Here is a 25,197-nt window from a genome sequence, read left to right as displayed (position 1 = left end):
CATTCGTCTACAGTAAAAAGCATTCTAACTAAATACGACAATTTTCAAACTTTTAATGACGCAAATTTGTACTGTAATTAAAAAAACACTTTAAAAAAACATATATTATGAAATTAGCAATTGTAACAGCATATCCTCCAAGTAAGGTTACTTTAAACGAGTATGCGTACCATCTAGTAAAACACTTCAGACAAAAAGAAGATATTACAGAAATAGTTTTGCTAACTGACAAAACAGATGGTGAAAAAGATATTGAATTTGATGAAGCAGGTTGTAAAATAACTATAAGAGAATGTTGGGCATTTAATAGTTACACAAATATTTTAAATGTAACCAAAGCCATAAGTCAAGAAAAGCCAGATGCTGTTTTATTTAATCTACAGTTCATGAAATTTGGTGACAAAAAAATAGCAGCAGCTTTAGGATTAATGTTGCCATTAGTTTGCAAACTAAAGCGTATACCAAACATTGTGTTATTACACAATATTTTAGAAGAAGTAGATTTAGGGTCTGCTGGATTCACATCAAATAAAATCATGCAAAAAATTTATGGTTTTATTGGAACCACATTAACAAAGCTAATTTTACAGGCAGATACAGTTGCATTAACCATGCAAAAATATGTAGATATCTTAGAAAAGAAATACAAGGCTAAAAATGTAACCTTAATTCCTCATGGAACATTTGAAGTTTCTGAAGTGCAACCAGATTACAACTTACCAAAAGGTCCGTTACAAATAATGACTTTTGGAAAATTTGGAACTTACAAAAAAGTGGAAATAATGATTGAAGCTGTAGAAAAAGTTCGAAAAACTACTGGATTAGATTTAGAAGTTGTAATTGCCGGAACAGATAACCCTAATGTACCTGGTTATTTAGCAAAAGTACAAGAAGATTATAAACACGTACCGCAAGTAAGATTTACTGGATATGTTGAAGAATATGAAGTGCCAACATTATTTAAAGAAAGTGCTGTAGTTGTTTTTCCATATACCTCAACTACGGGAAGTTCTGGAGTGTTACACCAAGCAGGAAGCTATGGTAAAGCAGTAGTAATGCCAGATTTAGGTGATTTAGCTTTATTAGTAAATGATGAAGGTTACCAAGGAGAATTTTTCGAACCAACTTCTGTAAATAGTTTAGCCAATGCTATTGAAGCTATTGTAATTAACGATAATTATAGAATTGCTTTAGGTGTTGCAAATTATAGAGCTGCTACAGCTTACCCAATGCAAAAAATTACAGACATGTATTTAACAAGTTTTAATAAAATAATGTCTAAAAACAAGACTAAAAGAACAATGGTTATAGAACCTACTACTGTTGAGTAATATACTTAAACGACGCCTTTTTTGCCCCATTTTTATCAATAAAACCAAAGTGTTTTTGAGTGTTTTTACGCCAAGGAAGTCTACCTACGACTTCCTTTGGTATATAAGTAAAGTCATATAAAGTCCAAGACATAAATTGCAAATCGTTATTTGCAATTATCTCTTGGATTTTTTTATGGTAATTAGCTTGATCTTCTTCAGAACTTCCAAAAGGTTTCCAAAATCCAGAATAAGATGATAATCCATATTCTTGAAGTACTAAAGGTTTGTTTGGAATTTCTGATTTCATGGATTTGATGGCTTCATCTAATTTTTCTAGAGCTTCATAATAATGAAAAGACACAAAGTCTACTTTATCTTTTAAAATAGAAGCACTTTGCGTGTTAGACCATCCAATGGTTACAGGATGAGAATCATCAATAGATTTTACTAAATCAATCATATTCTCTAACCATGCAATTACATTGTCTTTTCCTCTGGAATCAAAGTCTAAATTAGGTTCGTTTTTTATATCCCAAGCCAACAAAGCGTTATGATTTTTTACAGCTTTAACGATAATTTCTGCGTGACGTTGGTTTAATGTCCAACTCATTACATTATAATCGCCATAAAAATCAAAAAGCGTTAAGACTACTTTTAAATTATGCTCTTCTGCTAAATCTAAAGTTTGCTTTAATTTCTCAATTTTTTTAGGGTTAACTTCTGCTTTTCCAAAGTCTTCATATTGCACAAAAAGTCGCACCGAATTTAGTCCAGCATTTTTTATAATTTTAAAATCTTTTGAGATGGTATCTATTGAAAATGCATCACCAAACATATCCCATGGATTGGCTTGTGGATAGTAGTTAATTCCTTTAATATCCAAACTATCTACTGAAACTATTTTAGATTTTGTATTGTAAATTCCTGCATCTTCTTTAACCAAATGTCTAATGCGCCAAAAGCCATCTTCAAGTAAAAACACCATTTTATAATTGGATATTTCGGTAGTTTCTAAAACTAGTTCTTTAGCTTTAAATACGCGTTTATACTCTACAACATTTCGATCTGTAATTACAGCCAATTGTCCATCCTCACTAAAAAATTCTAGAGTTGGATTGTGTTTTAATGTAGTAGCTTCAATGGATATATCTTCAGCTTTATTTAGCTCTATAAAAGCATATAAATTTTCTCTTGCACTATCTGTGTAATAATCCTTAATTCCAGCAATTTTGTTGGTTTTGTATGCAATTTGCTTTACATACCAAGCATCTAAATAATCGTTTTGTAAAGCATTTAAATTTTCCTTATCCATTGGTCTGCCTTCATTTTGTAAAGGTTCCCAATTTAGTTTAGGTAAATATTGTTCTACTTTTTTAATTTCGGTATGTAACATAGTGCTTCTATCTGCACCTGTATTTAGGTAACTAAATATAGCGCTAACACCAGAAACAATTAAGGCTATAAGCATAATATATGAGGCTATTAAAATGGTACGCATTATGTTTTTATTAAGAGCTACCATAGTTTTTTATTGTTAAATTCTTTTTCTATTCCTGCGGTTTCAATGCGAAAATTATAAGTATCATTTTCAAAAATAGCTGGTTTTAATTTGAAATACACATAGCCATTATATGATGTTTTGGTGTAAGTTTCTAAAAGTTTATTGTTCTTATAAATTAGAAGTTTTACCTGTAAACCATCCGGAATCATTTGTTGCATAAAACTTTGTAATGGACCAACAGAAATATCACGATTATTATTAGAAAACGCAACATTAAAATCTTCAATTACTTGCTGATAATTAACAGTTATATCATTACTTTCTGCCATACCATCAACAAAAGCTTTAATGACCCAATTATCAGCATAATCTGGGTGAATTATCTTAGAAGTTGCAATACCATCAATGGTTGTGCCAGTTGTTTTTAAAATATTGCCCTTAGAGTTTTTGATAAAAAACATCACAAAAGTACCATCACTAACTACATTATTCTGTTTGTCTTTTATAATAGATGTTGAAAATGTTGTTATTTGATTGCCATCTGCATAATCATGAGGTCGCTTAGCTGTAATACTAAAATCTGTTGGGATTGAAGAAGATATATTTATGGTAAATTCCTTAGAATTGGTTCCTAAACTTTCTGAAGACACCAACATTCTACCACTTTCTTTTTTTGAATAAATATTTTTAAAAGCAATTAAGTTATTAGTAAAAATGTTATGACTTTCTTCTAACGACAAAAACTGATGTTTCGCATTAACTAAGGTATTTACTGGTACAGGATTGTCTAAAGAATCGGTTGGAACAACCACTAACATCGTATAATCTGTTCCTCCAGCTTCAATACTTGGTGGTCCAATATAGGTTTCGATAGTTGCTACTTCTGCTTTAGGATTGATATTAAATGTTCCTGAAAGTGAAACGCCATCTTGAAGTAGTTTCCAGTTAACAACACCAATTTTATGGGTAATGTTTTTTGGGATTGTATATTCTAAAGTATTACTTTCAAAAGTTGGAGACACTAAAGTTGAACCATAACTATTTGAACAATACAATAAAGGTTTTACATTTTCTGATGTTGAAAATTTTAAAATTACTCTGCTACCAACTTCATAATCTATTTGTGCCGTTAATAGTTTAATATCAACATCGCGTTCACCTTCTTTCATAATGGTAAAAGATGACAATAAAATCAAACCTAAAAAGAATAGATATGTATATTTAAGTTTCATTAATTCGGACTTCCTATATATGTGTTTATTTCAATTTTAATATAGCTAAAATCTGTATGATCAATTTTTTGTAATTGTGTATTGGTATGATTATCTATTCTGTTTGGCACTATTTTATTAGAAATATCTTCGTTTGGCAAACCATTAACAAAGATGTTTTCCATACTTTCATTAATGATTTTCACTTTTCCTTCTTGCAAAATATGATATTCAAAATCTTGTTTACGTTGTTGTCTCACACCTTCTTTTACAAATAAATGGTCTACCCAAATCATATTTTGGCTATCATCATAATATGTAATTAAAATTTGAGGTATTGTAATTTCCTGAATGCCACTATTAAAAAGATTTCCGTTTATAGTTTTATCTTTAATATTAATAGCACTAAGTACTACATTTTTATATAAGTCAGATCCAGATACATTGCCTGCAACCTGTAAATTGAACTTTGTTGGTTGTTCTTCAAATTCAACAGGCGTAAATTCATCGGGGTTAAAAGTATCGGGAATAGAATCTTGTGTTTTAGACCAAGCAATACCTTCAAAATTTATACGAAAACTACTGGATTCTTTAGGCATTAATTTATGCTTTACATGATATTTTGCGTTGTATGTAGCTAACTGTTTGTTGTCATCATTATATAGAGTTCCTTTTAAAATAATATCTGCAGGAACATTATCTATATTTTGTACTTCGCCAATAATAGCGTAGCTACCATCATATTGCACTAATTTAGCTGAAACGACTTCTAAAACAGGTTGCTTTAAAATATCTTCATGATGCGTTTGTTCGGTTGTAACACGTCGCCTTCCTTGATTAAAATATTTTGTTGCATTATCTGAATACAATTGGTCTGGAGGTAAATCATTATTTAAATCGTCTGCTTTTAAATACCACTTCCCTTTAATTTTAGATAGTGATTTATAATCTACTTTCTCTATTTTCTCTAAAGGTGTTATCCAATTGGTTATAACTTTAGCAGAGACCGTGCTATCATTATGTTTAGTAATTTCGGTTTCAATGGCATCCATTTTAGCATAACTACTCAATAGTCCGTCGGTTACTGAAATTTCTAACATATACTGAGCAATTGGGATATCACTACTTGGATCTATTAAACTATGTGCTTTTTCAAATTGTTTAAAATCTAAAGCGTCATAATATGCAATTATGGCATTTTCTGGACTGCGTTGCGAATCGTTTTTTAAGTAGAATAAATAGATTCCATAAAACACAACAATAGCTAAAATTAGCGACCAAACATGTGTAATTCTTAATACATTTCTATTGAACTTGTTATACGCTATAGGAAATTTTAAAAAATCAGGAACAGGCTTGATACGTGTTTTTAACATGTTAACCCAAAGCATTTGTATGTTTAAAATAAAAGCAATTAAAACCGTTAAAAACGGCATAATTCCCCAATGAATTTTTAGCCATTTGGCAACATCTTCTTTTGGTAAAATAGATGATACAGGAGGTATATTAAGGCGTTCCCAAACCATAATACCGTTTTCTAATTGCCTTAAACGTTGCCAACCACAGAAATAGAGAATTGGGTCGTAAAACTTATCGTTAGAAAAAATGTATTTAAGGTTATATTTTTCTGGTGTTGTTAAAAACTGTTGTAAAGATCCAATACCAGCTACTCCTTTAAATTTTGAGTTTTCTAAACGCTCAATTGGTCTCGTAGTTAATTCTGGTAATCGTCTTGCAGAATGATAATTACCATCTACAGTCATTGCATTGGTTTGCGCACTTAACCAAGCCATTTGGTCGCCAAAGCCAAGGGTTAAAAATCGCCATTTATCATGATCATCTTGATTTAAGAAATTCACAATAGGTAACATCTTTATTTTTTGTGGCTGCGATGGTCTAAAGTAGTTTAAACTCATTGTAAAAATGACCATAAATACAAATAACCCTGCTAATATTCCACCAATAATACGATGGTAAATAGCACCAAATTTAGACTGAATGAGTTCTTTTAAATCGCCTTGTACAAAACGATATGCAAATTCACCCATTAAAGGTATAGACAAGATAGAAGCCCAAAGTGTAAAACGGTCTAATGTTAATATATTAAATGCTGTTTCTCCTAACATTTTTAAAGGAACAGGTGTTGTTCCTCCTGTTCCTAAAATGGTACATATGGTAACTGATAAACCAAAAAACAAGTAACGTTTACTGTAATATCTATAGAATATATAAGGTAATAATACAAGTAAAATACCCCAAGGGATTAAAAAGAACACCAAACCAGATGATGTAATTTCTAAAAAATTATCTCGCGAACCATGTGGAATTGGAACTTGTGTTATTGGGTTAGCTTTAGAGTTTAACCAGTACGGAAAAATACAACCAACAATTAACACTAACGATAACATGCCGAAGCTTATAATACGTTTAAAGAGCTTAAAAAAGCTATTTAAAAAAAGTTTAAAAGTCACTTCTTTCATCGAGCTTACTTGCTCTCTAGAAACATCCATTAATACCATACCTATTAAAGGAAAAATAAAAAATACCATTCCAAAAATTGGTGTTACGTGGTGAGATGTTACTGTAACAGAAATAAGAGATAAACACGTTGCTAAATACCATTTCTTACCCGTTTTTAACCATAAGTAAATTTCTGGTAAAGCATGCATTAAAACTGAAACACCAACAATACTTGGTAATTGGCCAAATATGTGAAGGGTTTCTACAAACGACGATGAAAAAACAGCTAAAACCGAAGCATAACCAGCAACCGTTTTATTGGAAGTCATTAATAAAGAAAACCTGTAAACACCTGTTATAAATAGTACAATTGCAATTAGAGCAACACTAAACATTCCAAATTTCAACCCTCCAATCATTGAGAGTAACCCAATAGATTGATGTACTAAAGGCGGATAACTTTGTACTGTAAAACCAGTGTACCATTCGTAGTTCCAGGGCTCAAACCAACTATTTGCATAATGATCTGCAAAAAACAAATGTATTAGGGCATCGTATGTTGTCTCCAAAGTAAAAAAAATGGAGCTACCATGAAATGCTAAACCCAGTAAGAGCGCAGAAATTAAGTATTTATTTGAGGTTTCCTTCATTTAAAGCCTAAGCTAAAACAATGTGGTAAAGATAAATAAATTAAACAGTGCTTCATTTTTTAATTATCTACAGCAATCTACCATTCGTCGACACTTAACTATAGGTTAAACTAAATAAGAATTTTACACTGGCTTTCCATAGTACTTTTGAATCATCAAAAACAAATAAAACAACTTACTTATGAAAGTTTTAGCAATAGATGACCAACAATTAGTTTTACTTCCTTTACAAAAAAGGTTAACCGAATTAGGTTACGAAGTTAAAATCGAAACCGATTCAACTAAAGGATTAGAATTATACAATTCATTTAATCCAGATTTAGTGATAGTAGATATAAATATGCCTTGGGTTTCAGGGTTAGATGTTGTTAAATACATTAGAGTAACTAAAAATTCTCTAACACCAATAATGGTACTTTCTGGTAACACTAAAGATGACATAATAACAGAAGGTTTTGAATTAGGTATTAATGACTATATGAAAAAACCATTAAGCATGAATGAAATCTGCGCGCGTGTAAAACGATTAATTGGTGCTCCAGAAACACAAAAAAGTTCTACTAAAAGTGAAGTAATGATTCAGCAGCGTTGTGTTGGTGTTGTTATTCCTTGTTATAATGAAGAAGAAAGACTTTTAAGTAAAGAATTTACAGATTACATAGATAAAAATTCTGGTTACCACTTGTGTTTTGTAAATGATGGAAGTAAAGACAAAACCTTAGAAGTGCTTCATAATTTAAGAAAAGGTAGAGAAGACTTCATTACGGTTTACGATTGTGAAAAAAATGGAGGAAAGGCAGAAGCTGTTCGTTTAGGCATGTTGCACATGGCTAAAAAAGAAGACTTAGATTATATAGGGTTTTTAGATGCTGATTTATCTACAGATTTAGCAGACTTTGATGACTTAGTAAAAACTATTGAAAATTCAGATTTTAAAATTGTAAGTGGTTCAAGAATTGCTAGAATGGGAGCGAATATAACTAAAGAATCTGCTCGTAAAATTATTAGTTTAACCATCAATTATATCATTAGAAAGATTTTAAAAATGGATTTTAAAGACACTCAATGTGGAGCAAAAATCTTTAGTAAAGATGTAATTCAAATTGCTTTTGGTAAAAAGTTTGTAACTCAGTGGATTTTTGATGTAGAAATATTTAAAAGAATGACACAACATTTTGGGTTAAAACAAGCTAAAAAAATACTTTGTGAACAACCATTAAAAAGATGGATTCATGCAGATGGTTCTAAACTATCTATGAAAGATTCAATTAAAATAGTAATGCAATTAGGACAAATAGCATGGGTTTACAGAGGTAAAAAAAGTGCTAACTCTGTTACCGAAAACAAACTAGAAACAGCATAAATTATTTAAAACTAAAAAAGAATATTCATAATGAAAATAGGAATTATAATTATATTCCATGATAATGAAAATGATATTGACAGTAATTTATTTAATAACTTATTTAATATAAAAAATAACACTCATTTATGTCTTGTTAATAATGGTAGTAAAGACGATACTCTTGAGAGACTACATGCCATAAAAGATAAATGTGAAACAACTATAAATATTGTTGATATTAAAAAAAACAAAGGCAAGGATTCAGCTATAAAAGCAGGTGCCAGATATTTGTTTAATCAAAATGATTTAAAACTTATAGGGTATTTAAGCTGGAACCCGTCTGTTAATTTCAATAAATTTAAAGAGCTTATTAGAGTTGTTGAAGAAAACAAAGAATCAATGGTTAAACACAATACTAAAACACTTAAAAACAAACAATTTCAAAGAGCTATATTTAAAAACATATTCTCTATAGTTGAATATTTTGAAAAATTAATTGAAACAGAACAAAATAGGTCTTTTCAAAATTAATTTTTTTGAACTTCATTATAGTTTGCGCATGCTATCACACACAATTGCTTTAAGATTCAGTATTAAAAAAGCCTGAAAATTATAATTTTCAGGCTTTTTTAATTTAAAGTCGGGGTGGCAGGATTCGAACCTGCGACCTCCGCGTCCCAAACGCGGCGCGATAACCGGGCTACGCTACACCCCGATTTTGGTTATCTGTAACGGGATGCAAATATAGTTTTTTTATTCATTTCTCAATTACAATTCCAAAAAAATATTTCTTATTAAAAAGTGATAATTTAGCATCTTGAAATTTAAAAAACTAAACATGCCTTTTATCAAGAAAGAACTTCCTTTTTTATTACTTATTTGCATTTTCAACTTAAACATTTATGGTCAATCTATGATTAAAGGAAAAATTGTAGATGGAGAAAACAACACTGCCTTAGGGTTTACCAAAATAATAAATATTGAAAATAATGAAACATATTACACCTCGAATCCAGATGGAACTTTCGAGATAAATAAAGCTGGTACTTATACATTTAAAAAAGAAGGCTATATTGAAAAAAGTTTAAAGCTCGAAGAAAATCAATTTTACATTATTCAATTGAATATTAATCCTTCAGAATTAAATGAAATTGTTATAAATGCAAACCATATTCCAAAACAATTAAAAAAATCCACGGCGTCTATCAATATTATTTCTTCCGAAGATATTCAACGTTCAAACAATATAGATTTTGCTCCTATTCTAAATAGAACTCCCGGTATTTTTATGCAAAATGGCGCACTAAATACAAATAGAATTACAATTAGAGGTGTTGGTTCCAGAAATCTTTTTGGCACTTCAAAAATTAGAGCTTATTTTAAAGATATTCCATTAACAAATGGTAGTGGAGCTACTACTATTGAAGATTTCGAACTCGCTTCAATATCACGTTTTGAAATAATTAAAGGTGCTGCATCAAGTATTTACGGCGCTGGTTTAGGTGGCACAATTCACTTAACACCTCAAAATTCATATTTAAACAACTCCAACATCAATGGTGAATTTTCTATAGGTTCTTTTGGACTTGTTAAAGGCATTGTGAATGTAAATCATGGTTCATTAAAAAATAGCTTTAGAGCTGTTTATAGTAATACACACAGTGATGGCTACCGAGACAATAACAGCTACGACAGACAAACATTTACTTTAACATCTAATCATTTTTTAAGTAAAAAAGATGAGTTATCGTTTTTGGGTAGCTTTGTTAATCTAAAAGCATTCATACCCAGCTCAATAAACGAAACAGCTTTTAATGAAAATCCAGAATCTGCAGCTTTTACCTGGAGACAAGCCAAAGGTTTTGAAGATTCTAAACGAGGTATTTTAGGAGTATCTTGGAATCATGAATATAATAGTACTTTAAATCAATCTACTAGTGTTTTTACATCATTTAGAAATGCTTACGAACCCAGACCATTTAATATTTTAAAAGAAAAAACTTTTGCTATTGGTATTAGAACTCGCTTATTAGGAAATTCAAAAATATTTGACAACAACCTGAACTGGACAGTGGGTGGTGAATTATTTAAAGACAATTATAAATATGCAACATTTGATAATTTGTATCAAGATTTCCCTGCTGGAACCGGAAGTGTTGAAGGTGATAAATTATCAGATTTTAAAGAAGATAGAAAATACTACAACGTATTTGCTGAAGGTAATTACGAGATTTCTAAAAAAACAACATTATCTATTGGCTTAAACTTAAATGAAACGTCTTATGTTTTAAATGACAGATTTCCTGCTTCAACCGAAAATCCAGACCAATCAGGTGAATTTAAATTTAAAAACATAATATCTCCTAAACTTGGTGTTTCGCATTTATTTTCGGAAAATTTCAGTGTTTTTTCTAGTATAAGTCATGGCTTTTCTCCGTTATCTCTTGAAGAAACTTTACTACCAGACGGACAAATAAACAACAGTTTAAAACCAGAAACCGGTTGGAATTTTGAAATTGGTGCGAGAGGTTCAACTACTAATAACCGTTTGCAATATAATATATCGCTTTATAGACTTGATATAAAAAACCTTTTAGTAGCCCGAAGAACAACTGAAGATCAATTTATTGGCATTAACGCTGGTAGAACACAACATGATGGTTTAGAATTAGCTTTGAATTATAATTGGCTAAACAATGAAAATATTTCCATAAGTTCATTTATAAATTATACGCTTAATAATTTTACTTTTAAAGATTTTGTTGATGATAGCAATGATTATTCTGGAAATGATTTAACTGGTGTTCCCTCAGATATTTTTAATACTGGTGTAGATTTTAATTCCACTTTTGGTATTTATGGTAACATTAACTTCCTGTATGTTGGAAAAATGCCAATTACCGACAGTAACAACTTGTATTCAGACAGATACAGTTTAACAAATTTTAAAATAGGTTATCAGTTAAATCTTAATAAAAAGCTAAAATTAAACACATTTATAGGTGTAAACAATATCTTTGATAAGCATTACGCATCACAAATCTTGATAAATGCATCAGGCTTTGGAGGTAATGCACCTAGATATTATTATCCAGGAAATCCAGTAAATTACTTTACTGGTGTTAATTTGAATTATAATTTTTAACCCTATATGCCTAATAAAATGAAACTATTTTATTCCTTACTTACTGTAATTCTTATCACAATAAGTGCTTGTGCACAACAAACAGATTCTGAGGTAAAAGCTGAAAATCCTGAAAAAATCAATTACACATCAGAAATAGTTGTTCCAGATTTAAACATTCCTTGGGGTATGGTTTTTTTACCTGATGAAAGTTTACTCATTACAGAACAAACAGGAGAATTAATTCATTTTAAAAATGGTAAAAAAACATTTATTGAAGGTGCCCCAGAAGTATATTTTCGTGGGCAAGGTGGCTTTTTAGATATAGAAATTCATCCTGATTATGAAAATAATGGATGGATTTACATGACTTATAGTTCAACTGAAGGTGAAGGAGACGGTGGAAATACCGCTTTAATGAGAGCTAAACTAGATGGCAACACTTTAGTTGAAAAACAATTACTCTATAAAGCTAGCCCAAATACAAGGAGAGGCCAACATTTTGGCTCTCGCATAGAATTTGATAATGATGGCTACTTATATTTTTCTATAGGTGAGCGAGGTGAACGCGATGTTAACCCTCAAGATATTACGAGAGATGGTGGGAAAATTTACAGACTAAATGATGACGGTAGCACACCTTCAGACAATCCATTTGTTGGTACTGAAAATGCTAAAACTTCTATTTATAGTTACGGCCATAGAAACCCTCAAGGTATGGCAATTCATCCTTCAACAGGAGCTATTTGGATTAACGAACATGGTCCCAGAGGTGGTGATGAAATAAATATTGTAGAAAAAGGCAAAAACTTTGGGTGGCCTGTCATTTCTTATGGAATAAATTACAGCGGTACGCCATTTACAGACATTACAGAAAAGGAAGGTATGGAGCAACCTCTGTTTTATTGGGTGCCTTCAATTGCTCCAAGCGGTATGGCTTTTGTAACATCAAATATATATCCAGAATGGGAAGGAAATATCTTGGTTGGTTCTTTAAAATTCGCATATTTAGAACGATTAGAATTAAAAAATAACAAAGTTGTTAAACGTGAAAAGTTGTTAGAAGGCTTAGGTCGTGTTCGCAATGTTATTCAAGGTCCTGATGGATACATTTATGTTGCTATAGAAAAGAAAGGTATCGTTAAAATTGTTCCTAAAAAATAAAAACACATGAAATTCATTGCTATTAAACTTATCATAGCATTATTAGTTTTTTTAAATTCAAATATTCAAGCTTATAGTCAATCTAATCCTTTAAAAGAAAGTACAGAAAGAGGAAGGTTAGTATATGAAGATTTTTGTATAACCTGCCATTTACCAAACGGTGAAGGTGTTGAAAATGTATATCCACCACTTGCAAAATCCGATTATCTTAAAATAAATCGTGAAGCAAGTATTAAAGGCATTAAATACGGGCAAGAAGGTGAAATAGTTGTTAATGGTAAAGTCTATAATGGTTATATGGCGCCTCTGGGTTTGTATGATGATGAAGTAGCAGATGTTATGAATTATATCTCAAATAGCTGGGGTAACAAAAATGACAAAATAGTTACTGAAGAAGAAGTGTCAAATATCAAAAAATAGACACATTTCCTCTTAAATGATTTAACATTTAACTAACTTTGCAAAACGTTAATTAAACAAACAAATCATGCTCATAATTGGAATTGCTGGCGGAACAGGATGCGGAAAAACTACAGTTGTTAATCAAATTATAAATGAGCTACCTGAAGGCGAAGTTGGCATTATTTCTCAAGATTCTTATTACAAAGATACTACGCACTTAAACTACGAAGAACGTGTAAAAATAAATTTTGACCATCCCAGATCTATAGATTTCGACCTTTTAGTTGAACATTTAAAAGAACTAAAAAATGGAAAGCCTATACACCAACCTGTATATTCTTTCGTTAAACATAATAGAACCGGAGACACCATCTTAACGCACCCACGTAAAGTGATGATAGTTGAAGGTATCTTAATTCTTACAAATCCAGAATTACGAGATATGTTTGATATAAAAATATTTGTTCATGCCGATAGTGATGAACGTTTGATTAGACGTTTAAAAAGAGATATTTCAGAACGTGGAAGAGACTTAGACGAGGTGCTTAACAGATACAAAACAACATTAAAACCTATGCATGCTCAATTTATAGAACCTATGAAAGAGTATGCAGATATTATAATACCAAACAACCATTACAATACAGTAGCTATTGATATTGTAAAAACCATTATTAATGATAAACTATAAAATGGCTTTTTTTAAGACTAAATATTTAAAACCTTTTAAAAATATATTTGTACTTATTTTAGTTGTATTTGTTGTTTGGATGCTGTTTTTTGATGCCAACTCATGGCTTATTCATCATGAACTAAATACCGATATTGAAGCTTTAGAAAACGAAAAAGAATACTACAGAAAAGAAATAGAAAAAGACAATAAAGATTTAAAAAAATTAAGCACAGACGAAGGTCTAGAAAAATTTGCAAGAGAAGAATACTATATGAAGCGTGATAATGAAGAAATTTATATTATAGAATATGAAGATAGTTTAAAAACTAAATAATATGGCTAATAAATTGTTTGATGAGTTTAGTCCTGTTTCAGCAAAACAATGGAAACAAAAAATTCAGTTTGATTTAAAAGGAGCTGATTACAATGAGACCCTTGTATGGAAAACTAACGAAGATATTTTAGTTAAACCATTTTATCATGCTGATGATTTTAAGAAACTGCCTAATGTTTCAAATACTAAAGCCACTCAATGGGAAATTTGTCAGACTATTTTTGTTTCCAATTCAAAAAAATCAAATTTAAAAGCTATTAATGCTATTGAAAAAGGTGCGGAGAGTGTAAAATTTATTATACCAACTGAAGAAGTTTCAATTGAAGATTTATTGAAAAACATTAACCTATCTTCTACTCCACTTTATTTTGAATTGCAGTTTTTATCAGAAGAGTTTGTTAAAAAACTGATTTCTTTTTCCGCGAAAGCGAAAATAAATATTCAAACAGATATTTTAGGAAACTTAGTAAAAACAGGAAACTGGTTTTACAACCTAAATAAAGACCATAAACACTTTGAAGCTATTGTAAAAACAACCTCAGTATTTAGTGTAAATGCGTCGTTATACCAAAACGCTGGTGCAACAATGGTTCAGCAATTAGCGTATGCTTTAGCTCATGCAAATGAATATTTAAATCATTTAAATAATGAGTCGCTTCAAGTTACTTTTAATCTTTCGGTTGGTACAAACTACTTTTTTGAAATAGCAAAACTGAGAGCTTTAAGAGCGCTTTGGAAAACTTTAGCATCAGAATATAACATCAACTCAGATTGTCATATAATTGCTACTCCAACTAGACGCAATAAAACCCTTTACGACTACAATACTAACTTGTTACGCACCACAACAGAATGTATGAGTGCTATACTAGGCGGTGTTAATACAATAAGTAATTTATCTTATGACTCTATTTATCACAAAGACAATGAATTTGGAGAACGTATTGCGAGAAATCAATTATTAATTTTAAAACAAGAGAGTTACTTTAATAAAGTAAATAATCCTTCTGACGGTTCATATTACATTGAAAGCTTAACAACTCAACTTGCAGAAAAAGCTTTAGATTTATTTAAAAATATTGAGGCAAACGGTGGCTTTTTAAAACAATTAAAGGAAGGCACCATTCAAAGAAAAATTAAAGAAAGTGCATCCAAAGAACAATTACAATTCGATTCTGGTGAAGAAGTTTTATTAGGAACCAATAAACACCCAAACCCTAATGATAAAATGAAAGATGAATTAGAAATTTATCCTTTTATAAAAACAAATCAACGAAAAACATTAATAGAACCTATTATAGAAAAACGACTAGCAGAACATTTAGAACAAAAACGATTAAAAAATGAAAATTAAAATGAACTTAAAAATTACCTTAATTACTTTTTTATTAGCATTCACTTTTCTCGGTTGTAAAAAAGAAAACACATTTTCAGACTACAAGTATAATGACAAACCTGAAGTATTGGCTTGCAACGGGTTAAACTCAAAGTTGTATCAAGAAGCTTTGTACTCTTTTGAAGATGATATTTTAAATTATTATGGGAAAGCAAAACCAAATACATCTTTAGTTCAAGCATACTCGCAATTATTAAGAAACTCTATTTATGGTCGATTGAAATTTGAAGATGTTATTTCAGAACACACTGTAAAAGTATTTGAAGTACTAAAGAATGAAGATGATCTTTGGGATGCCAACAACACTAAAAGTCATTTAAACTACAGTAGTAATATTATTAAATGTATTTCTAATAATATGCAAGACAAAAGTCTTAAAACTACTTTTGACGCGCTTATATCAACAAATAGCTTAAGCCCTAAGCTTTTTGGAACACCTTTAATGTCAAAATACAGAACAGCTTTAAATGATAAATATTTAGCAACTTATATAGCATTAGATTTATATTACTCTAAGCTTTTTGATATCGATTTATCTAAAGTTAATTTTGATGAACCTGAACCACTAGATTTTAATGTAATTCCACAAAAGTCAGATACAAGCGCCCAAACGAATTAAAATAATTCATTTTGAGAAAAAATCTTCAACATATTGAATTAAAATCCGAAGTCCCAAGTCTAGAGTCTGAAGTTTCAAAATTTCAAACTGCCGAAGGCATCGAAGTAAAATCCATATACTCAAAAAAAGATGTTGAAAATTTAGAACATCTCAATTTTGTTGCAGGAATAGCGCCAAACCTTCGTGGACCATACAGTACCATGTATGTTCGTAGACCTTGGACTATTCGGCAATATGCTGGTTTTTCAACAGCAGAAGAAAGTAATGCTTTTTACAGGCGTAATTTAGCTGCTGGACAAAAAGGATTATCAGTTGCCTTCGATTTGGCAACGCATCGTGGGTACGATAGTGACCATGAACGTGTAGTTGGAGATGTTGGAAAAGCAGGTGTAGCAATAGATTCGGTTGAAGATATGAAAATACTTTTCGACCAAATTCCATTAGACAAAATGTCTGTTTCAATGACAATGAATGGTGCTGTTTTACCAATAATGGCATTTTATATTGTAGCTGCAGAAGAACAAGGTGTAAAACCAGAACAACTTGCAGGCACAATCCAAAATGATATTTTAAAGGAATTCATGGTGCGTAACACATACATTTACCCACCAACGCCTTCCATGAAAATCATTTCAGATATTTTTGAGTACACTAGTAAACATATGCCAAAATTCAATAGCATAAGTATTTCTGGTTATCATATGCAGGAAGCTGGCGCTACATGTGATATTGAGTTAGCTTACACCTTAGCAGATGGTCTGGAATATATTAGAAAAGGCTTAGCAGCAGGAATGGATATTGACACCTTTGCTCCTCGCCTTTCCTTTTTCTGGGCAATAGGCATGAATTATTTCATGGAAATTGCTAAAATGCGAGCTGCACGTATGCTTTGGGCTAAATTAGTAAAGCAATTTAATCCTAAAAACGAAAAATCTTTGGCACTTCGTACGCATTGTCAAACAAGCGGCTGGAGTTTAACGGAACAAGATCCTTTTAATAATGTAGCGAGAACAACTATAGAAGCTGCTGCTGCTGCATTTGGAGGTACACAAAGCTTACACACTAATGCTTTAGATGAAGCTATTGCATTACCTACAGATTTTTCTGCAAGAATAGCCCGTAACACCCAAATATTTTTACAAGAAGAAACACATATTACCAAAACGGTTGACCCTTGGGCTGGGAGTTATTATTTAGAAAAATTAACGCATGACATTGCACAAAAAGCTTGGTCTTTAATTGAAGAAGTTGAAGAACTTGGAGGTATGACCAAAGCTATTGAAGCTGGTATACCTAAAATTAGAATTGAAGAAGCGGCAGCTAAAAAACAAGCTCGTATTGATTCTGGTCAAGATATTATTGTTGGTGTTAATAAATATAGATTAGATGAAGAAGAACCTATTTCCACTCTAGAAGTAGATAATCAAACCGTTAGAAACCAGCAAATAGAACAATTAAATAGCATTAAATCTGAAAGGAATTCTGAAAAAGTTAAACTAGCTTTATTAAAATTAACTAAAGCTGCGCGTACAGGAAAAGAAAATTTATTAGCTTTAGCTGTTCATGCTGCACGAGAAAGAGCTACTTTAGGTGAAATTAGTGACGCTCTTGAAGCAGAATTTGGAAGGTATAAAGCACAAATAAAATCATTTTCTGGCGTGTATAGTAAGGAAATAAAAGACGACGAATCCTTTAAAAAAGCTAAAGAATTAGCTGATAAGTTTGCAGAACAAGACGGAAGACGTCCACGTATTATGATTGCCAAAATGGGACAAGATGGTCATGACCGTGGTGCAAAAGTGGTAGCAACTGGTTATGCAGATGTTGGTTTTGATGTAGATATTGGCCCCTTATTTCAAACACCACAAGAAGCTGCCAAACAAGCTGTTGAAAACGACGTACACATACTTGGTGTTTCATCCCTTGCTGCAGGCCATAAAACTTTAGTACCACAAGTTATTGAAGCTTTAAAAGCTTATGGTCGTGATGATATTATGGTTATAGTTGGTGGTGTAATACCAAAACAAGATTATCAATATTTATTTGATGCTGGCGCCATTGCTGTTTTTGGACCAGGAACAAAAATTAGCGATGCCGCTATTAAGATTTTGGAGATTATAATTGATTAAATAAAAAAAGCCAATTCATTTGAATTGGCTTTTTTCTGAAAAGTAATTAAAACTAATCAACTTTTTTATCTTCGTTGTTTATCTCATATTCTACAAAATCACCAGCATTAATAACTGTCCAATTATCAAATGTTTTAAAATACTTTTTAATGACTTTATTTACATCTTCAACAGTTAAACTGGTTACTTTATCCTCAATATTTTTATGAAACATCATGTCTCTATCATAATATAAATTATTATTAATTAGACTTGAAAGTTCATTGTCTTTTGCTCTAGATACATTTTCACCTTGCACCCAACTATTTACAGCTACTTTAAGTTCATCTTCAGTAATACCTTCTTTTATAAATCGTTCTATTTCTTCACTGAATCCTTTTTGAACTTTTGATGCATTTTCTGGAGCATAAATAGCATACACTAAAATTGAAGAATTTTTATCATCAGGATTAGAATCTACTCTTACTCGTCCACCTGCGCCATAACTTACACCATCTTTTTGTCTTAAACGTGTGGTAATTCTGGAACTTAAAACACCACCACCAAAAATTGAACTTGCTACTTCAAGCGCTGCATAATCATCTTCTACTTGGCTACCTTCAAAAGACATAACACCTATACTAATAGCATTTTTTTTGTCTGGTGTTTTAATCTTTTTATTCGCTGCATTATTAAGTGCATATTTATCAGCAATTGGCTGATATGGCTTATCTGATTTAAAATCGGCAAACTCGGTTTCAAAATAATCTTTTAACTTTTGTTCATCAATATTACCTATAGCTATTAACGTGGCATTATCTGAAATTCCATAAAACTCATTGTAATACTCTTGGATAGCATCAATCGTAACAGTATTAATTTCTTCGATATCCTCTTCAATAGTTGTTGCATGTAAAGGATGTCCTTTTTCATACTTCTGATTCAACAATCCTAGTTCTTTACTCGCTAAAAACTGAGGTTCTGTTTTGTTTTGTTCAATACTTGCTAAATCCTGAGTTTTAAGCTTTTCTAATTCTTCATTATCAAACTTAGGATTTTTAAGCATATCTGTCATTAATGCTAATGACTCCATAAGATGCTCCTCTGTAGTATTTATACTAGCACTTACTCTTCCATTAGAACCAGAAAAACGAATAGAAGATTTTATAGCACTTAGCTTATCTTCAATGTCTTGTCTTGAATTATTCTTAGTACCTTTATTTAACATGCTTGATGTATAACTTGCTAAACGACCTTTGTTCATAAAGTCATTAACATTTCCATTTCTAAAAGTAAAAGAAAGCGTAACTGTTTTTCCTCGATTATCTTTTTTTATGAAACCATATTCTATTGGTGTTTTTTGAAGCTCACCAGAATCCAATCGGTTCTGAATGTTTTCATAAGAAACATCAAACGCTTCACCCGCATCCAATCCTTCTTTTCCTTTATATGATGTAACCAATTCATCCAACCCTTCTGTGTGTTCAATTTCAACACGAATAGGCTTTTCTGCTGGAACGAAGTTTCCAACTGTTCTGTTTGTATTAATTAAATAACGTTGAATAGCCTCATTCACTTTTTCAACAGTCATATTTTCTACACGGTCTCTATGAATAAATGACAATCTCCAATCTCCAGCACCTATAAACTCACTCATATAAGTTCCTAAATAGGCTGAATTTCTACTTATTTGATCGTATTGTTTTAATAGATTAGATTTTGCTCTATCAACTTCCTCTTGAGTTACTGGATTATTTTTTAAATCATCCAATAACGCTAACATAGTAGTTTCAGCCTCGGAAAGTGATTTATCAGAAGGCACATTTACATTAATATACATAAACGAGGGTTCTTTTGTAAAAGGAATGTAAGAATACATACTTGCAGCCTTTTTTCCATCAACTAAAGCTTTATATAACCTTCCTGAAGGGTTATCAGTTAAAATTTCCTCAGCAATAGATATTGCAGCATAATCTTCGTGAGAACCTGCAGGTGTATGATATAAAGTAGATAATATTTGTAAATCTCCTACTCGACTTAGAGTAACACGTTTTTCACCATCTTGGGCAGGTTCTATAGTTGGAACATCTCGCAAAGGTTTATCTGGATTTTTAATTCCAGAAAATTTCTTATCAATAAGTTCTAATGTCTTATCAGCATCAAATTTTCCTGTAACCATTAAAACAGCATTATCTGGTCTGTAATATTTTTTGTAAAACGCTTTCAAATTTTCAATAGGAACTCTTTCTATATCAGAACGATTTCCAATTGTTGCTTGCCCATAATTATGCCAAAGGTAAGCCGTATTAATAACCTTTAAACGCAATACATTTGATGGTGAATTCTCACCACTTTCAAACTCGTTTCTAACAACAGAAAACTCTGACTCTAAATCTTTTTTAGCAATATAGGAGTTTACCATTCTATCTGCCTCTAAATCTAATGCCCATTCTAAATTTTCATCTGTTGCATTAAACGTTTCAAAGTAGTTTGTACGGTCATAATAAGTAGTTCCGTTTGGTCTTGCCCCACGCTCGGTTAATTCTTTAGGAATGTCTGGATGGTTTGGTGTTCCTTTAAACACTAAGTGCTCTAATAAATGTGCCATTCCTTTTTCTCCATAACCCTCGTGTCTTGAACCAACTTTATAAGTTATATTTACGGTTATGGTTTGTGATGAATTATCTGGAAACAATAACACTTTCAAGCCGTTATCCAGCATATACTCTGTAATGCCTTCAACGTTTGCCGTTTGTTTAACTTGGGCTTCTGTTAGAAATGATGTCATTACCAACAAAATGAAAATCGAGAAGATCTGATTGATGTTTTTCATAAGTAAAATTTATAGTTTTTAGTAAATATAAATTTTTTAAATAAAATTTATGTTAATTTAACTACAAAATTGGTAAACATTTTCACTTTAGTTAATTTTTATTCAGTATTTACAAGCTCCTTTTTTATTCTTTATAAATAATTATATTTATACACTTAATAAAACCAAACTACTTAATGGCTAATTATAACCTACTCAATATAGAAAAAGTAAAACAACAACAACAACAACAACAACAACAACAACAACAACAACAAGTAGCTTAATTATGGATAAGACATCAATAATAAGTATTGTAAGTTTTGTAATTGTTATTCTGTTTTTACTCTTGTCCGTTTTTTTATTAACTGTAAAAACCACAAAAAAACTCAGCAATAAACTATTAGCTAGCTTTTTAATTATTACCGCTGTAGATATTAGCGTATTCTTTTACCATAATTTTATTGAATTTCCGCCTTCAATAGAAATGTTAAGAATACAAATTTCTAGCTTTAAAGATCCGCTGTTATTCCTTTATATTCTTTCTGTAATATATTCCGATTTTAAGCTTAAAGCTAAACACTTAATACTATTACTTCCGTGGCTAATAAGTATTATTATATTGTTGCCTAATTTCTTTATGGTTTCAAAAGATGCTCAAATTGATTTTTTATCAAATTATTCTGCAACTATAGAATCTAAATGGATTGACTCTATAAATCGTGTTGTAGAAATTGCTTATATCATTGCTGAAATATATTATGTTTTAAGGTACAGAAAACTGCTTTTAGAAAATTACACCAGTAAAGAAGCCTTTTATAATTACCGTTGGTTAAAGCAACTAATCATTTTTATATTGATTGGTCAAGCATTAACCTTTTTAAAAGGAATAATAAGAGATTCTGGAGATTTTGATGTGAATTTCGTTAATATTTTTAGAGTTATTTTATTATTATTTGGCCTATTCTTTAGTTTTTGGCTGGTTTTTAAGGCCTTAATATCTCCCAAGTTATTTAGAGGCATAGGTGTTAATCTTCAATTATCGAAAGAAATGGTTAATGAAAATGACTCAACTAAAGATAACGAGCATAGTGAACAAATACAACAGATTAAAACTTATATGACTAATGAAGAACCTTTTTTAGATGCTTCATTATCTGTTCAAAGTTTATCAGATAAATTAGGAATACCTTCTCGAGAATTATCTATTTTAATCAATCAAGAACTGAAACAGCATTTTTTCGATTTTGTAAATGATTATCGTATTGAAAAATCCAAACAAATATTAGAAAATCCATCTAAAAACAAACTCACCATACTTGAGATTTTATACGAAGTTGGCTTTAATTCAAAATCTTCATTTAATACAGCTTTTAAAAAACATACTGGAGTTACGCCAACCTTGTATCGTAAAACATCTCAAAATCAATGACTTGTAAAAAGTCGAACGTTTTAATAAAAAAAGTCGAACTCATTTTTAATTAAAAAAGGGTTCGACTTTTTTTAATCGGTCGCACAATCTTGCTTTCTGATACATATTTGCATCAAACAACATGTAATCACATAAAAAAAATCAGAAATCATGAAACGACTTGTAATTTTTATCACCTTAATTTTTCCGTTATTAATCTTTTCTCAAATAGAAATAAAAGGAAGCATTGTAGATGCAAACGAAACTATTGTATGGGCAAACATTATACTAACACAACCAAATAGCGATAAAATTATTGGCACTACCTCTGACTTTGATGGTAACTTTACTTTAAATGCTGTTAAAGGCAATTATACACTTACTGTAAGTTATGTTGGTTACACCACTTTTAAAAAAGAAATCACCTTAGAAAACAATATAAATTTAAATACTATCACGCTTCAAGCCGACACCAATTCGCTTGATGAAGTTGTAATTACCAGTCGTAAAAAACTAATTGAACAGAAACCCGACCGAATAATTTTTAATGTTGAAAATAGCATAACTGCAAGTAATGGAGATGCGCTTGATGCCTTAAAAGTAGCTCCTGGTTTACAAGTGCAAAATGGAGTTATTAATATGTTTGGTAAAGGCAATTCTAGAGTTATGATAAATGATAGAATGCTTCCGCTTTCTGCCGAAGAACTTACCAGTTATTTAAACACGTTATCTGCGAGCGATATTAAAAAAATTGAAGTTATCACTTCGCCTCCTTCAAAATATGACGCTTCTGGAAATGGCGGATTAATAAACATTGTATTAAAAAGAGGTACTCAAAATTCTTGGAAAAACTCAACCTCTATCATTCATAATATTGACACTTATAATTTTACAACCTTTAGAAACAGTTTATTATTCAACAAAAACAAAGTCAATTTATCTTTAAGCATTGATAAAACCAGAGGTTATATTAGAGGAGAAGAAGATTTTCAAGTATATTATCCAACCAGTACTTGGGATATAGACATCAATACTAAAGATCATAAAAAGGCTTTTTCTGGACGCATACTTTTAGATTACGATGTTACAAAAAACACAACTATAGGTGTTCAATATTTTGGCAATAAAACCAATCCTGATATTAGTGATAGAAGTATTACCAATATTTATAACACTTCAAACACTATAGATTCTTTATTGATTAATAATGGTAAAGAATTTGATGAAAGAATAAGTCATTCTTTAAACTTACACGCTATAACCAAACTAGATTCGTTAGGAAGAAAACTATCATTTGATGCAGATTATTTTACTTATGATGCCGAAAAAGGCAGAAATTTTAGAACCGAAAGTTTTGATTCCAACAATCAATTTCAAAATGTAAATCTTTCAGCATTAGCAAATTCTATTCAGCACATAAAAAATCTAAGTTTTAAAGCAGATATGGAGCATCCTTTAAAAAATATAAATCTTTCTTATGGTTTTAAAGTAAGTACTATTGATAGTGAAAGTGGACTTGATTTTTATAACACAATTTCTGGTTTTGCCGAATTAGATACTAATGTTTCAAATTCATTTAAATATGAAGAAAACAATCAAGCTATTTACGTAAACGGAAGCAAAAAAATAAACGACAAATGGCAACTGCAATTAGGCTTAAGATTAGAAAACACACAAACAGAAGGATTTTCTTTAGAGTTGAATCAAACTACTAAAAATGACTACTCAAAACTATTCCCATCACTATTTGTTATGCATAATAGCAACGAAAATAACACCTTTTCTTTAAGTTATGTAAAAAGAATACAGCGTCCTGCATTCAGCCACTTAAACCCATTTAGAGTTTATGTAAGTAGCAATACATACAATCAAGGTAACCCATTTTTACAACCTAGTTTTAATAACAATTTTGAAATAAAACATACATACAAAAACAAGCTAACCACTAATATTTTCTATAATATTATGAATGACGCTTCAGGAGTAATTTTTACATCAAATATCGAAGAAAATACGCAGATTGTTACGCGAGATAATTTCTTTACTGAATACACAATTGGCTTAGGACAAAGCTATATTTATAATAAATTAAATTGGCTACAAAGTCAAAACAGCTTTATTCTTGTTCATATTAAAAGCAAGTTTACAAAACCTTTTGATGCTACACCTCAAAACGGATTATCTTACATAGCAGCATCAAACAACACTATAAAACTAAATGCGAATAACAGATTACAAATTGATGCAAATTATAACTCTAAAGCTAAGTCAAATTTATTTTCTGTTGGAGATTCATTTAGCCTAGATTTAGGATATAGTTCATTATTTTTACACAAAAGTTTACAGTTTTCGATAGTATTTAAAGATGTATTTGCCACATCTTATTTAAATAATTTAGAATCTAACGTAAATGGAGTACGACAAGTTTATGGACAAAACAGGAATAATAGATACCTTCGTTTTTCATTAAGTTATAACTTCGGTAACAAAAAAATAAAAGAAAAAAACAGACAGTTTGGAAATGCTGAAGAAACACGAAGAACAAATTAATTAGTGATTTCATTTACTAAAAGAACAACTTCTAAGAAGCTGTTCTTTTAGTTTAATCAAGTGTTAACAAGTTCCGTTTTTATTCCTCATAAATAATTGTATTTTTACAGCTAATAAAACCAAA

Annotated in this window: 17 protein-coding genes and 1 tRNA gene; 13 read left to right on the top strand and 5 right to left on the bottom strand. The window is 30.6% G+C overall.

Features of this window, described 5'->3' with window-relative positions:
- Positions 1 to 107 precede the first annotated feature (107 nt).
- A complete protein-coding gene (locus MBM09_RS04985) occupies positions 108 to 1,331 on the top strand; it encodes a glycosyltransferase (protein ID WP_238675745.1) in 1,224 nt (407 codons plus the stop codon).
- Here the strand turns inward: MBM09_RS04985 and MBM09_RS04980 are convergent.
- From MBM09_RS04980 to MBM09_RS04970, 3 genes are read right to left on the bottom strand one after another with little or no spacing between them, the layout of a single operon-like run.
- Complete coding sequence (locus MBM09_RS04980) at positions 1,318 to 2,835, bottom strand: glycoside hydrolase family 2 TIM barrel-domain containing protein (RefSeq protein ID WP_238675744.1); 1,518 nt, start codon at positions 2,833 to 2,835, stop codon at positions 1,318 to 1,320. The genes MBM09_RS04985 and MBM09_RS04980 overlap by 14 nt on opposite strands.
- Positions 2,829 to 4,046, bottom strand: coding sequence for a hypothetical protein (locus tag MBM09_RS04975; RefSeq protein WP_238675743.1), 1,218 nt, complete (start codon positions 4,044 to 4,046; stop codon positions 2,829 to 2,831). Before MBM09_RS04975 ends, MBM09_RS04980 begins: the two co-directional genes overlap by 7 nt.
- A complete protein-coding gene (locus tag MBM09_RS04970; protein ID WP_238675742.1) occupies positions 4,046 to 7,135 on the bottom strand; it encodes a hypothetical protein in 3,090 nt (1,029 codons plus the stop codon). The genes MBM09_RS04975 and MBM09_RS04970 overlap by 1 nt, the downstream gene beginning before the upstream one ends.
- 181 nt (positions 7,136 to 7,316) lie before the next feature.
- Between MBM09_RS04970 and MBM09_RS04965 the strand changes: the two genes are divergently transcribed.
- Positions 7,317 to 8,498, top strand: a complete 1,182-nt coding sequence (locus MBM09_RS04965) for a response regulator (protein WP_238675741.1) — start codon at positions 7,317 to 7,319, stop codon at positions 8,496 to 8,498.
- 30 nt (positions 8,499 to 8,528) lie between these two features.
- Positions 8,529 to 9,011: a glycosyltransferase gene (locus tag MBM09_RS04960; RefSeq protein ID WP_238675740.1), complete on the top strand. Its 483-nt coding sequence runs from the start codon at positions 8,529 to 8,531 to the stop codon at positions 9,009 to 9,011.
- A gap of 109 nt (positions 9,012 to 9,120) precedes the next feature.
- Here the strand turns inward: MBM09_RS04960 and MBM09_RS04955 are convergent.
- Positions 9,121 to 9,195, bottom strand: a tRNA-Pro gene (locus MBM09_RS04955).
- A 123-nt stretch (positions 9,196 to 9,318) separates the two neighbouring features.
- Here MBM09_RS04955 and MBM09_RS04950 point away from each other — a divergent pair.
- The 8 genes from MBM09_RS04950 (at position 9,319) to scpA (ending at position 18,321) form a co-directional block, all read left to right on the top strand.
- Positions 9,319 to 11,625 carry a TonB-dependent receptor domain-containing protein gene (locus MBM09_RS04950; protein WP_238675739.1) on the top strand — a complete coding sequence of 769 codons (2,307 nt, stop codon included), beginning with the start codon at positions 9,319 to 9,321 and terminating at the stop codon, positions 11,623 to 11,625.
- 18 nt (positions 11,626 to 11,643) lie between these two features.
- Positions 11,644 to 12,768, top strand: coding sequence for a PQQ-dependent sugar dehydrogenase (locus MBM09_RS04945; protein WP_238675738.1), 1,125 nt, complete (start codon positions 11,644 to 11,646; stop codon positions 12,766 to 12,768).
- A gap of 6 nt (positions 12,769 to 12,774) precedes the next feature.
- Positions 12,775 to 13,188: a cytochrome c gene (locus MBM09_RS04940; protein WP_238675737.1), complete on the top strand. Its 414-nt coding sequence runs from the start codon at positions 12,775 to 12,777 to the stop codon at positions 13,186 to 13,188.
- Positions 13,189 to 13,255: 67 nt separating this feature from the next.
- Entirely contained in the window at positions 13,256 to 13,861 is a 606-nt protein-coding gene (udk, locus tag MBM09_RS04935; protein ID WP_238675736.1) for a uridine kinase, read from the top strand.
- Between the two features lies 1 nt (position 13,862).
- A complete protein-coding gene (locus MBM09_RS04930; protein WP_238676315.1) occupies positions 13,863 to 14,177 on the top strand; it encodes a septum formation initiator family protein in 315 nt (104 codons plus the stop codon).
- Between the two features lies 1 nt (position 14,178).
- Entirely contained in the window at positions 14,179 to 15,531 is a 1,353-nt protein-coding gene (locus tag MBM09_RS04925; RefSeq protein WP_238675735.1) for a methylmalonyl-CoA mutase subunit beta, read from the top strand.
- Complete coding sequence (locus MBM09_RS04920) at positions 15,521 to 16,192, top strand: hypothetical protein (protein WP_238675734.1); 672 nt, start codon at positions 15,521 to 15,523, stop codon at positions 16,190 to 16,192. The genes MBM09_RS04925 and MBM09_RS04920 overlap by 11 nt, the downstream gene beginning before the upstream one ends.
- Before the next feature lie 8 nt (positions 16,193 to 16,200).
- Positions 16,201 to 18,321 carry a methylmalonyl-CoA mutase gene (scpA, locus tag MBM09_RS04915; RefSeq protein ID WP_238676314.1) on the top strand — a complete coding sequence of 707 codons (2,121 nt, stop codon included), beginning with the start codon at positions 16,201 to 16,203 and terminating at the stop codon, positions 18,319 to 18,321.
- 52 nt (positions 18,322 to 18,373) lie between these two features.
- Here scpA and MBM09_RS04910 read toward each other — a convergent pair whose 3' ends face one another.
- On the bottom strand, positions 18,374 to 21,088 hold the full coding sequence (locus MBM09_RS04910) for a pitrilysin family protein (protein ID WP_238675733.1): 2,715 nt from the start codon (positions 21,086 to 21,088) through the stop codon (positions 18,374 to 18,376).
- A gap of 313 nt (positions 21,089 to 21,401) precedes the next feature.
- Here MBM09_RS04910 and MBM09_RS04905 point away from each other — a divergent pair, with 313 nt between their 5' ends.
- Together MBM09_RS04905 and MBM09_RS04900 are read left to right on the top strand one after the other, a co-directional pair.
- On the top strand, positions 21,402 to 22,544 hold the full coding sequence (locus MBM09_RS04905) for an AraC family transcriptional regulator (RefSeq protein WP_238675732.1): 1,143 nt from the start codon (positions 21,402 to 21,404) through the stop codon (positions 22,542 to 22,544).
- 150 nt (positions 22,545 to 22,694) lie between these two features.
- Positions 22,695 to 25,073 carry a TonB-dependent receptor domain-containing protein gene (locus tag MBM09_RS04900; protein WP_238675731.1) on the top strand — a complete coding sequence of 793 codons (2,379 nt, stop codon included), beginning with the start codon at positions 22,695 to 22,697 and terminating at the stop codon, positions 25,071 to 25,073.
- Positions 25,074 to 25,197 lie beyond the last annotated feature (124 nt).

The organism is Flaviramulus sp. BrNp1-15 (genome assembly GCF_022259695.1).
In the GTDB taxonomy this organism is placed as follows: Bacteria; Bacteroidota; Bacteroidia; order Flavobacteriales; family Flavobacteriaceae; genus BrNp1-15.
The sequence above is the reverse complement of the archived record's forward strand: the minus strand, read 5'-3'. Positions and strand labels throughout refer to the sequence as shown.

Bases quoted from the DNA above. Each gene is read 5' to 3' on its own strand.
- MBM09_RS04985 (WP_238675745.1), top strand. From the start codon at position 108: ATGAAATTAGCAATTGTAACAGCATATCCTCCAAGTAAGGTTACTTTA.
- MBM09_RS04945 (WP_238675738.1), top strand. From the start codon at position 11,644: ATGAAACTATTTTATTCCTTACTTACTGTAATTCTTATCACAATAAGT.
- MBM09_RS04930 (WP_238676315.1), top strand. From the start codon at position 13,863: ATGGCTTTTTTTAAGACTAAATATTTAAAACCTTTTAAAAATATATTT.
- MBM09_RS04900 (WP_238675731.1), top strand. From the start codon at position 22,695: ATGAAACGACTTGTAATTTTTATCACCTTAATTTTTCCGTTATTAATC.
- MBM09_RS04950 (WP_238675739.1), top strand. From the start codon at position 9,319: ATGCCTTTTATCAAGAAAGAACTTCCTTTTTTATTACTTATTTGCATT.
- MBM09_RS04970 (WP_238675742.1), bottom strand. From the start codon at position 7,135: ATGAAGGAAACCTCAAATAAATACTTAATTTCTGCGCTCTTACTGGGT.
- udk (WP_238675736.1), top strand. From the start codon at position 13,256: ATGCTCATAATTGGAATTGCTGGCGGAACAGGATGCGGAAAAACTACA.
- MBM09_RS04925 (WP_238675735.1), top strand. From the start codon at position 14,179: ATGGCTAATAAATTGTTTGATGAGTTTAGTCCTGTTTCAGCAAAACAA.
- MBM09_RS04965 (WP_238675741.1), top strand. From the start codon at position 7,317: ATGAAAGTTTTAGCAATAGATGACCAACAATTAGTTTTACTTCCTTTA.
- MBM09_RS04905 (WP_238675732.1), top strand. From the start codon at position 21,402: ATGGATAAGACATCAATAATAAGTATTGTAAGTTTTGTAATTGTTATT.
- MBM09_RS04980 (WP_238675744.1), bottom strand. From the start codon at position 2,835: ATGGTAGCTCTTAATAAAAACATAATGCGTACCATTTTAATAGCCTCA.
- MBM09_RS04910 (WP_238675733.1), bottom strand. From the start codon at position 21,088: ATGACATCATTTCTAACAGAAGCCCAAGTTAAACAAACGGCAAACGTT.
- MBM09_RS04940 (WP_238675737.1), top strand. From the start codon at position 12,775: ATGAAATTCATTGCTATTAAACTTATCATAGCATTATTAGTTTTTTTA.
- MBM09_RS04920 (WP_238675734.1), top strand. From the start codon at position 15,521: ATGAAAATTAAAATGAACTTAAAAATTACCTTAATTACTTTTTTATTA.
- MBM09_RS04960 (WP_238675740.1), top strand. From the start codon at position 8,529: ATGAAAATAGGAATTATAATTATATTCCATGATAATGAAAATGATATT.
- MBM09_RS04975 (WP_238675743.1), bottom strand. From the start codon at position 4,046: ATGAAACTTAAATATACATATCTATTCTTTTTAGGTTTGATTTTATTG.